Raw genomic sequence first — 9907 nt, 5'->3', positions numbered from 1 at the left:
CCGGGGTGCTCGCCATCGGCTACGCCGAGGTGCGCCGCCGCCGCAAGGGCTGGGCGCGCGCCGGCGCGGGCATCGACCGCAGCGGCCGGGACGAGTGGCGGATGCCGCCGCTGGAGACGCTGGCCAAGCCGGTCATGTCCACCGGCTACAAGATCGGCATGGGGGCACTGCGCTCCTACCTGCTGATCGCGATGGTCCTGGTGGTCATCAAGATCGTCGAGGTCGCCCTCGGCCACTGAGGCCCACCGGTGGTGGCGGGCACCCGCCCGCCGCCACCGTCACAGCTTGGCCTCCGCGCCCGGTTCCAGGGTGAGCACGCCGTCGTCGGCGTCGTAGTCGAACAGCTCGCCGTAGCGGCCCCAGTCGATCGCGATGTCGAGCTGGTGCCGGGCCTCCTCCGCGGAGTACCCGCGGCGCAGCAGATCGAGGAAGAACTCCTCGCGCAACCGTTGGCCCTCGGTCGCGGCCAGTGCCTGGACGATCGCCCGCACGAGCGGGGCGTGCCGGGCCGCGTGCCGGGCGAACAACTGCTTGCTGGTGAGGATGTCGGCGGCGGCGAACTCCCGGCCCTGCTCGGTCACCGTGATCCGCGGCCCCTCGGTGCGAGCCAGACCCAGCAGCACGGCGGCGTCCACCAGCGGCAGCAGATCGTCGATCTCGAAGCTCAACTCGTCGGCCAGCTCCGCCAGACCGTCCTCACCGCCGCGCGCCACCAGGATCTCCAGCAGCCCGGCCAGCCCGCCGACGCTCACCTCGGGCAGCGGTACGGCGATCGGGGTGGCCGCGGCCCGCGGGGCCCCGGTGGGTGCCTGCACCGCGGCGGCGGCCGCCGCCTCCTCCGCGGCCTCCTCCCGGCCGGTGAGGATCCCGTACACCGTGTCGACCAGGGCCTCGAACTGCGGGGTGCGGCGGTCCCGCGGCCTCGGCAGGTTCACCGTCAACTCGGCCCTGATCCGGCCCGGGTTGGACGACAGCACCAGGATCCGGTCGGCGAGGAGCACCGCCTCCTCGATGTTGTGGGTGACGATCAGTACCGAGCGCACCGGCGCCTCGTGCCCTTCCCACAGGCCGACGATCTCCCGCCGCAGGTTCTCGGCGGTGAGCACGTCCAGCGCGGAGAACGGCTCGTCCATGAACAGCGCGTCCGGCTCGACCACCAGCGCCCGGGCGACACCGACCCGCTGCCGCATGCCACCGGACAGCTCCTTGGGGTAGGCGCCCTCGAAACCGTCCAGGCCGATCAGGTCGATGGCCTTCAGCGCCCGCTCCCTGCGCTCGTCCTCCGTGACCCCCCGGGCCTGGAGGCTCAGCTCCACGTTCTGCTGCACGGTCAGCCAGGGCAGCAGCGCGAAGGACTGGAAGACCATCGCCACCCCGGGGTTGGTCGCGGCCAGCGGTGTGCCGCGGTACGAGACGGTGCCCGCCGAGGGGGCGATCAGCCCGGCGAGGCAGCGCAGCAGCGTGGACTTGCCGGAGCCGGACTTGCCGAGCAGCGCCACGATCTCGCCCTCGTTCACCTGCATGCTGATCGCGTCCAGCACCGGCAGCGCCCGCCCGTCGGGCGTGGTGAACGTCTTGGTCACCCCTTCCGCCCGGACGATCGCGGCGCCGGTCTCGGACCTGCTGGGCGTGTTGGTCATCGGCGGCTCCGGGTCACAGCGCGTAGCGGGTCTCGGCCAGGTGGTAGAGGCGGCGCCACAGCAGTCGGTTCAGCGCGACGACGTACACGCTCATCACTGTGACCCCGACCAGGATCTTCGGGAAGTCGCCGGTACCGGTGGCATTCGCGATGTACGCGCCCAGCCCGGTCGCGGTCAGGTGGTGGTGGCCGAAGCGGACCACCTCGGCGACGATCGAGGCGTTCCAGGCGCCGCCCGCCGCGGTGATCCCGCCGGTGACGTAGTACGGGAAGATCGCCGGCAGGATGAAGTACCGCCAGCGCAGCCACCCGCCCACCTGGAAGCCGGTCATCGCCTCCCGCAGGTCGGAGGGGATCGCCGAGGCTCCCGCGATGACGTTGAACAGGACATACCACTGCGCGCCCAGCGCCATCAGCAGGATGCTGCCCACGTTCAGCGAGACGCCCAGCGCCACGAACGCGGCCGTGGCGAACGGGAAGAGGAAGTTCGCCGGGAAGCTGGCGAGCACCTGCACGACCGGCTGGGCGAACCTGGTGACCCTCGGGTTCATCCCGATCCACACCCCGACCGGCACCCACACCAGCGTCGCCGCCACCAGCAGCACGATCACCCGGCCGAACGTCGCCGCGCCCAGCGCGAAGGCGTGCCCGAACTCGCCCAGGCCCACCGACGCCCGCACATAGCCCAGCGCCTTCCACACGCCGTAGAGCACCACCACCGCCAGCGCGCCGCCGAAGAACACATCGCCGGTGCGCTCCCGCGCCGCGGGCCTGACCAGCGGGTGCTCGGCCACCCCGAACGGCCGGGTCGCCGCGTCCAGGGCCCGGCCCGCCGAGCGCAGTGGACGCGCCACCAGGTCCGCCAGCGAGGAGCGGCGCAGCAGCTCCAGCACGACGCTGCGCGGCCGTTCGGCGGCCTCGGACTCCTCCACCCGGAACCGCTCCGACCAGGCCACCATCGGCCGCCAGAACAGCACGTTCACGCCGATCACCAGTACCACCATCACGCCGATGGCGATGCCCACCTCGCCCAGGTCGCCGCTGCCGATCGCGGTGGCCGCGTAACTGCCCACGCCGGGCAGCGCGTACTGGTGGTTGAGGACGCTGATGGTCTCGGAGGCGGCCAGGAAGAACCAGGCACCGCCGAAGCTCATCATCCCGTTCCAGACCAGCGGGATCATGCCGCTGGGCACGTCCAGCCGCCAGAACCGCTGCCACTTCGTCAGCCGCATCACCCGTGCCGCCTCGTCCAGTTCGTGCGGCTGGCTCACCAGCGAGTGGTAGAAGGCGAACGTCATGTTCCAGGCCATCGAGGTGAAGATGGCGAAGATCGACGCGCACTCCAGGCCCAGAGTGGAGCCGGGGAAGAGGTTGATGAACGCGGTCACCACCACGGACAGGAAGCCCAGCACCGGCACCGACTGAAGGATGTCCAGCACCGGGAGCAGCACCTTCTCGGCCCTGCGCAGCCGGGCCGCGGCCACCCCGTAGACGAAGGTGAACAGTACCGAGAGGATCAGCGCCAGGAACATCCGCAGCAGCGAACGCACCGCGTAGAACGGCAGGTTGGCCGGGTCGGTGGAGACCGTCCTCGGTGCCTGGCCGGGCAGGAACGGCGAGTTGAGCGACGGCGCCAGCTCCAGCAGCCCGTACAGCAGGCCCACCAGCGCCGCCGCCACCAGCAGGTCCACCCAGCGCAGCCCGGGACGGCGCCAGACATCCCGGGACGGAAAGCCGTCCGCGCCCGCCACCGCCTCACCTCCGTCGCCGTGGCCCTCAGCGAATCACGGCACCGGTGACGGCGCGGGGGTTGCGGACGGCAACACCCCGACGCCCACCGGCTTGGACGACAGACGGCGGGCCGGTCAGTGCGGGTGCGGTCCCTCGCGGTGCACCGGGCCGTGCGCGTCCGCGCAGTGGCCGTTGTCCTGCTCCGCCCCCCGGCGGGTGACCGCGAGCAACTGCTCGGGGGCGTGGTCGACCTGGAGCGTGGTGTGGGTGATGCCGTAGTCCTGGTGCAGCAGCTCCACCAGGCCCCGCTGCACCGCGTGGCAGTCCCCGGACGGCTCCACCAGGATGTGTGCGGACAGGGCGGGCTGGCCGGAGGTGATCTGCCAGACGTGCAGGTCGTGCACCTCGACCACGCACGGGTGGCCTACCAGCCGGTCACCGATCGCGTCCGGGTCGACCCCGGCGGGTGCCGCCTCCAGGAAGATCCGGCCCGACTCGCGCACCAGGCCCGCACCGGCCTTCAGCATCAGCGCCACCACCACCAGCGAGGCGATGGCGTCCGCGCGGGCGAACCCGGTGAGCAGCACGACGAGGCCGGCGACCGCGGTGGCGATGAAGCCGTACAGGTCGGTGAGGATGTGCTGGAAGGCGCCCTCCACGTTCAGCGAGCTGCGGTTGGCCTTGGAGATGCACCAGGCGGCGATCACGTTGACCACGATCCCGACCAGCGCCGTCACCAGCACCAGGGCGCCGGTCACCGCGGGCGGCGAGATCAGCCGCCAGGCGGCCTCGTACGCCAGCCACAGCGACAGCACCAGCAGCGTGATGCCGTTGGCCTGCGCGGACAGGATCTCCGCCCGCTTCAGTCCGTAGGTGAAGCCACCGCGTGCCGGGCGCGCGGCGAGCCGCATCGCCACCAGCGCGAGCACGATCGAGGCCGCGTCGGTGAGCATGTGCGCGGCGTCCGAGATCAGTGCCAGCGACTGGGCGAACAGGCCGACGACGACCTCGACCGCCATAAAGCCCACGATGAGGCACAGCGCGATCGTCAACCAGCGGCGGTCGGCGTCGGCCGCCACACCGTGCGAGTGCCCGTGGTCGTGCCCGTGCCCAGCGTGGCCGTGCTCGTGCCGCCGCTCCGCCTCGTCGCCCATCCCCGATCCCTTCCACTGCGGACATGTTGATTGGGCATCTCGTCGTACCCGGTCCAAGGCAGTAGACCGCGAATTGGCGAAAGATCCAAAGACTGCACTGGCAACCGTTATCGAAGCCGGTAAGACCGCTGTGACCTGCGGGTTCTTCGTGAGCGTGAAAGTGGCGCCGACGTCAGCCGTGCTTGGTGGCCACCCACTGGGTGACCGGCATGGCCTGCCGCCATCCGGTGAAGCCGCCCACCGGAACCGCGTGGGAGACCCCGATCCGCACCAGCTCGCCGCCGTACCGTCGGTAGTGGTCGGCCAGCAGTGCCTCGGACTCCAGGGTCACGGTGTTCGCCACCAGCCGGCCGCCACTGGGCAGCGCCTCCCAGCACCTGTCGAGCAGCCCCGGCGCGGTGGCGCCACCGCCGATGAACACCGCGTCCGGCGTGGGGAGTTCGGCGAGCGCGTCCGGAGCCCGGCCGGTGACCACGCGCAGGCCGGGCACGCCGAGCCGTTCCGCGTTGCGGGCCACCCGCTCGGCCCGCACCGGGTCGCGCTCCACGGCTATCGCCCGGCAGCCGCGGTGGGTGCGCATCCACTCGATGCCGATGCTGCCGGAGCCCGCACCGATGTCCCACAGCAGTTCACCGGGCGTGGGGGCGAGGGCGGCCAGCGTCATGGCACGGACATGGCGCTTCGTCAACTGGCCGTCGTGTTCGAAGGATTCGTCGGGCAGGCCCGGGGTGTTCGGCAGCCTCGGGGTGCCTTCGGCGGGCGCGCACTCGACGGCGACCACGTTGAGCGGATCGCCCGCGGGGTGCGACCAGGTGGTGGCGACCCCGGTGAGCTGGCGTTCCCGCTCGCCGCCGAGGTTCTCCAGCACCCGCATGCGGCTCGGGCCGTAGCCGCGGTCCCGCAACAGCGCGGCGACCTCGGCGGGGGTGGCGGCGCCCGCGCTGAGCACCAGCAGCCGCCCCCGGGCGTGCAGCGCGGCGGCCAGTGCGGCCACCGGCCGTCCGACCAGGCTGACCACCTCCGTCTCCTCCAGCGGCCAGCCCAGTCGTGCGCACGCGTAGCTGACCGAGGAGGGGTGCGGCAGTATCCGCAGCCGCCCGGCGCCCGCCACTTCGGTCAGGGTCCGGCCGATGCCGAAGAACATGGGGTCCCCGCTGGCCAGGACGCACACCCGGCGCCCGGCGTACCGGTCCAGCAGCCCCGGCACCGCCGGGCGCAGCGGCGACGGCCAGGCGACCCGCTCGCCGCCGCACTCCGGAGGCAGCAGCCCGAGTTGCCGGGCGGCACCGATCACCACCTCGGCGCCAAGCAGCGCTTCCCGGGCGCCCGTTGAGAGCCCGGTCCATCCGTCGGCCCCGATCCCCACCACCGTGACCGGCACGGCACCGTCGTCGCTGTGGGCTGCGGCGGAACTCACGGGTCTCCTCGGCGGTCGGGGACGAAAACGGAATCCGAACTCTACTGACCCGCCGGGGGCCGGGCTCCCGGCGGGCAGGGTGCCGCACGCCAGCGCGTAGTATGTGCAACTGCAAAAGACTTGCAAGAAAGGTTTCGCATGGGCGCCTCCCCGATCGTGCTGGGCATCGAGTCCTCCTGCGACGAGACCGGCGCCGCACTGGTGCGGGACGGACGGCTGCTGGGCCAGGCGCTGGCGTCCAGCATGGACGAGCACGCCCGGTACGGCGGCGTGGTGCCCGAGATCGCTTCCCGGGCGCATCTGCACGCCATCGGGCCGGCGGTGCGGGCCGCCCTGGCCGACGCCGGGCTGCGGCTCGCGGACGTCGGCGCGGTCGCGGTGACCACCGGTCCCGGGCTGTCCGGTGCCCTGCAGGTGGGCGTGGCCGCGGCCAAGTCCTACGCCTACACGCTGGGCGTCCCGCTCCACGGGGTGCACCACCTCGCCGGGCATGTCGCCGCCGACACCCTGGAGCACGGCCCGCTGCCGAATCCGTGCATGGTGCTGATCGTCTCCGGCGGCCACACCTCGCTGCTGCTGGTACGGGACGTGGCCCGGGACCCGATCGCGCACCTCGGCGACACGCTGGACGACGCGGCGGGGGAGTGCTTCGACAAGGCCGCCCGACTGCTGGGCCTGCCGTACCCGGGCGGACCGGCCATCGACCGGGCGGCGCGGGACGGCGATCCGAGCGCCGTCGCCTTCCCCAGGCCGCTGACCGGGCCGCGTGACGCGCCGTACGCCTTCTCCTTCTCCGGGCTGAAGACCGCGGTCGCCCGCCACACGGAGGCCCGTGGCGGTGCGGTCGCGGTCGGCGACGCGGCGGCCTCGCTCCAGGAGGCGGTGGCCGATGTGCTGACCCGTAAGGCGGTCGCCGCCTGCCGGGAGTACGGAGTGCGGGCCCTCGTGGTGGTCGGCGGCGTGGCGGCGAACTCCCGGGTGCGTTCGCTGGCCGCCGAGCGGTGTGCCGCCGCGGGGGTCGAACTGCGGGTTCCGCCACCGCGGTTGTGCACGGACAACGGCGCGATGATCGCCGCCGTCGGCGACCTGCTGGTCCGCGCGGGCGCGCCCGCGGCGCCGCTGGACGTCTCTGTGGACCCGTCCGCCCCGCTGGAGTACGCGGCGCTGTGCCCGGTGGCCGCGGGGCGCGTATGACGAAGGTGCCGGCCCCCCTGGGGGGCCGGCACCTTCTGAGGTGGTGCGCTGAGCGGTTTCGGACCGCTCAGAAGCTGAAGACGTACGCGTTGTTGGTCTTCATCACGCACTCGTTGGCATAGGTGTGCGAGTACGAGATCCGCTGGCCGTTCCAGACGCCCTGTGCGCTGACCGTCACCGGCATCCAGATCATCGGGCATATCCCGTGCGGCGAGTTGGTGCTCAGCTCGGCGAAGTCGCCCCCGACGGCGCCGAGTTCGGCACACGCCTGGTACGCGTCCGGGTGGTCGCCGCCAACCGCCGGCGAACAGCGGAGGGTTACCGCGCGCTCTACGGTGGCGGTGTTCGGGTTGGTGCCGTTGGCGATGGTGAGCACCAGGGCCGAGGGCGCGTGCGTCGCCGGGCCGCCGTCGGCGGCCTGCGCGGCGGTGGCCCCGATTCCGGTCAGTCCCAGGGCGAGGGTCGCAGCGAGCCCGATGGTCCGCTTGGTGAACCGCATTCCGAACACTCCTTGGCTTGGGGGTGCAGATAGCGGACGGGAGTCTTGCCGAATCCTCCACGTAACGCACATCGAACGAACACTTCTGGTCACGGGGTGCGATCGAGTGATGGCTCGCAGTGGCGTCGGGGCTGCTCGGAGGTGGTGCGGGGTGGTCGCTGGGCAGGAGTTGATTATGAATTCCGTGTTACGCGGCTGCAGTTGACGCCCTGCCCACCTGTACGAATACCGAACACGCCATCCCCCGCGTCGACTGGAGTCGGCTGAAAACGCACACCTGCGCCCGTACAAAAGGGACGCCCGTGCAGTGCACGGGGCATATCCACGGGACGTATGAAACACAGCGGAAACACCGTGGCCCCGCGGCGGAAAGCCGCGGGGCCACGGTGGGGCGGTGTGGGGTCAGCCGTCCCGGCGCAGCCGGGCCAGCGGCGCGGGGGTGGTGATGAAGCCCTCGGCGCGGGCGTTGGCGATGCCGATCCGGGGCAGCTGCGAGGTCTTCTCGAACAGCAGGAAGCGCGGCTCCCAGATCGGGCGGTACTTGGAGTTGGAGCGGTACAGCGACTCCAGCTGCCACCAGCGGGAGAAGAACAGCAGCGCCGAGCGCCACATCCGCAGCACCGGCCCCGCGCCCAGCCGGGCGCCCTCCTCGAAGACCGAGCGGAACATCGCGAAGTTCAGCGAGATCCGCTCCACGCCCACCGTGCCCGCGTTCTGGATCAGCTCCAGGACCATGAACTCCACCAGCCCGTTCTCGGACTCGCGGTCCCGGCGCATGAGATCGAGGGACAGGCCCTTCGGCCCCCACGGCACGAAGCTCAGCAGCGCCCGCAGCTTCCCCTCCCCGTCAACGCACTCGATCATCACGCACTGGCCGTCGGCCGGGTCGCCGAGCCTGCCGAGCGCCATGGAGAAGCCGCGCTCCGTCTGCCCGTCACGCCAGCGGTCCGCCGCCTCCAGCAGCTCGGCCATCTCGTCGGCCGGGATGTCGTCGTGCCGACGGATACGCGTGGTGTAACCCGCGCGCTTCACACGGTTGTAGGCCTGCCGTACGCCGCGCATCGCACGGCCCTCAAGGGTGAACTCCGAGGGGTAGACGATTGCCTCGTCGCCCATCTCCAGCGCGTCCAGCCCGTGCCGGGCGTAGACGTTGCCCGCCTCCTCGCTGGCACCGGTCACCGCCGGGATCCAGGCGTGCTCCCGGGCCTCGGCCAGCCAGGCGTCGATCGCGCCGGGCCACGCCTCCACGTCCCCGATCGGGTCGCCGGACGCCAGCGTCACCCCGCCGATCACCCGGTAGGTCACCGCCGCCTTGCCGGTCGGCGAGAAGATCACCGACTTGTCGCGGCGCAGCGCGAAGTACCCCAGCGAGTCACGCGAACCGTGCTTGTCCAGCAGGGCCCGCAGCCGGTCCTCGTCGTCCCGGTCCAGCCGCTCGCGACCCCGCGGCGAGCGGAACAGCGCGTACAGCACCGCCAGCAGCAGTGCCAGGCCGGTGAGGTTGATGCCCGCGCTGACCCAGCGGGCCACGTGCAGGGTGCCGAAGTCCTTGTCGTTGGTGAGGGTGGCCAGTCGTAGCGCCACGTACCACACCCGGTCGCCGATGCTGGCCTGGTCGGGGCCGACCGCCGTCACCAGGGTCGCGCCGACGAGGACGGAGATCAGCGCACCCACGCCCAGCACCGCGAGAGCCAGCTGCGGGTTCGTACGGTCGCCCTTGGCGTAGAACTCGCGGCCCGAGATCAGGGCGAACAGCAGCACCAGGCAAGTGATCGCGAACGAGATCCAGTTGAACGGATGGCGGCGGAGCTCCTCCCAGGCCACCAGCCACCACGCGGTCAACGCCGCGTAACCGCCGCACAGCAGGATGAAGACGATCCACGCCATCCGCTTGCGCCGCGCGAGCATCATCGCCATGAACAGCGCCGCCGCCGCCGAGCCGAATCCGGCGAACAGCATGAACGGGGTGAACAGCTCACCGGTGTTGTGCTCCTGCACCCGCTCGCGGAGCGCGAACGACACCGCGGTCAGCAGGTTCAGCACGCCCACCAACCGCAGATACCAGATCGGCACCGCCGCGCTGCGTCGAGTCAGGGCGGAGGACTGCCTGCCCGACCGCCGCTGCTGCTGTCCTCCGGCCCCTGGCCCGGTGCCCGTATCGGCACTCGGCGCGGCACTGACAGCATTGCTCATGGATGACGCCCCTCAGATCCCAGGAAAACCGCTCGCTGGTGCGCCCCCATTGCCGAACCGCGTTCCGCACCAACCCTCGA

General features: G+C 71.7%; 7 protein-coding genes and 1 pseudogene. 2 read left to right on the top strand and 6 right to left on the bottom strand.

Annotated elements, in window-relative coordinates; translation table 11 throughout:
• Positions 1 to 239 (top strand): annotated as a pseudogene (locus O5O46_RS10995) (manganese transporter); the annotation flags it as partial.
• Between the two features lie 39 nt (positions 240 to 278).
• On the opposite strand, the gene O5O46_RS10990 reads toward O5O46_RS10995, so the two are convergent.
• From O5O46_RS10990 to cbiE, 4 genes are all read right to left on the bottom strand, one after another.
• Complete coding sequence (locus O5O46_RS10990; RefSeq protein ID WP_269855139.1) at positions 279 to 1640, bottom strand: ABC transporter ATP-binding protein; 1362 nt, start codon at positions 1638 to 1640, stop codon at positions 279 to 281.
• A gap of 13 nt (positions 1641 to 1653) precedes the next feature.
• Positions 1654 to 3390: an ABC transporter permease gene (locus O5O46_RS10985; RefSeq protein ID WP_269855138.1), complete on the bottom strand. Its 1737-nt coding sequence runs from the start codon at positions 3388 to 3390 to the stop codon at positions 1654 to 1656.
• A gap of 114 nt (positions 3391 to 3504) precedes the next feature.
• Entirely contained in the window at positions 3505 to 4524 is a 1020-nt protein-coding gene (locus O5O46_RS10980) for a cation diffusion facilitator family transporter (RefSeq protein WP_269855137.1), read from the bottom strand.
• Positions 4525 to 4696: 172 nt separating this feature from the next.
• The gene (gene cbiE / locus O5O46_RS10975) at positions 4697 to 5941 is read right to left on the bottom strand and encodes a precorrin-6y C5,15-methyltransferase (decarboxylating) subunit CbiE (protein WP_269855136.1); all 1245 of its coding nucleotides are present in this window, start codon (positions 5939 to 5941) and stop codon (positions 4697 to 4699) included.
• A 138-nt stretch (positions 5942 to 6079) separates the two neighbouring features.
• On the opposite strand from cbiE, the gene tsaD reads away from it, so the two are divergent.
• On the top strand, positions 6080 to 7135 hold the full coding sequence (tsaD, locus tag O5O46_RS10970) for a tRNA (adenosine(37)-N6)-threonylcarbamoyltransferase complex transferase subunit TsaD (protein ID WP_269855135.1): 1056 nt from the start codon (positions 6080 to 6082) through the stop codon (positions 7133 to 7135).
• A 67-nt stretch (positions 7136 to 7202) separates the two neighbouring features.
• Here the strand turns inward: tsaD and O5O46_RS10965 are convergent, their stop codons facing one another.
• On the bottom strand, positions 7203 to 7634 hold the full coding sequence (locus O5O46_RS10965; RefSeq protein ID WP_269855134.1) for a subtilase-type protease inhibitor: 432 nt from the start codon (positions 7632 to 7634) through the stop codon (positions 7203 to 7205).
• Positions 7635 to 8036: 402 nt separating this feature from the next.
• Positions 8037 to 9827, bottom strand: a complete 1791-nt coding sequence (locus O5O46_RS10960) for a phosphatidylglycerol lysyltransferase domain-containing protein (protein ID WP_269855133.1) — start codon at positions 9825 to 9827, stop codon at positions 8037 to 8039.
• Between the last annotated feature and the right edge of the window lie 80 nt (positions 9828 to 9907).

The sequence above is a fragment of the Streptomyces sp. RPT161 genome (genome assembly GCF_027533845.1).
In the GTDB taxonomy this organism is placed as follows: Bacteria; Actinomycetota; Actinomycetes; order Streptomycetales; family Streptomycetaceae; genus Streptantibioticus_A; species Streptantibioticus_A silvisoli_A.
This window is presented reverse-complemented; position numbering and strand designations above follow the sequence as displayed.

Excerpts from the sequence above, each read along its gene's own strand:
- O5O46_RS10990 (WP_269855139.1), bottom strand. The coding sequence starts at position 1,640 with ATGACCAACACGCCCAGCAGGTCCGAGACCGGCGCCGCGATCGTCCGG.
- O5O46_RS10965 (WP_269855134.1), bottom strand. The coding sequence starts at position 7,634 with ATGCGGTTCACCAAGCGGACCATCGGGCTCGCTGCGACCCTCGCCCTG.
- O5O46_RS10960 (WP_269855133.1), bottom strand. The coding sequence starts at position 9,827 with ATGAGCAATGCTGTCAGTGCCGCGCCGAGTGCCGATACGGGCACCGGG.
- O5O46_RS10980 (WP_269855137.1), bottom strand. The coding sequence starts at position 4,524 with ATGGGCGACGAGGCGGAGCGGCGGCACGAGCACGGCCACGCTGGGCAC.
- tsaD (WP_269855135.1), top strand. The coding sequence starts at position 6,080 with ATGGGCGCCTCCCCGATCGTGCTGGGCATCGAGTCCTCCTGCGACGAG.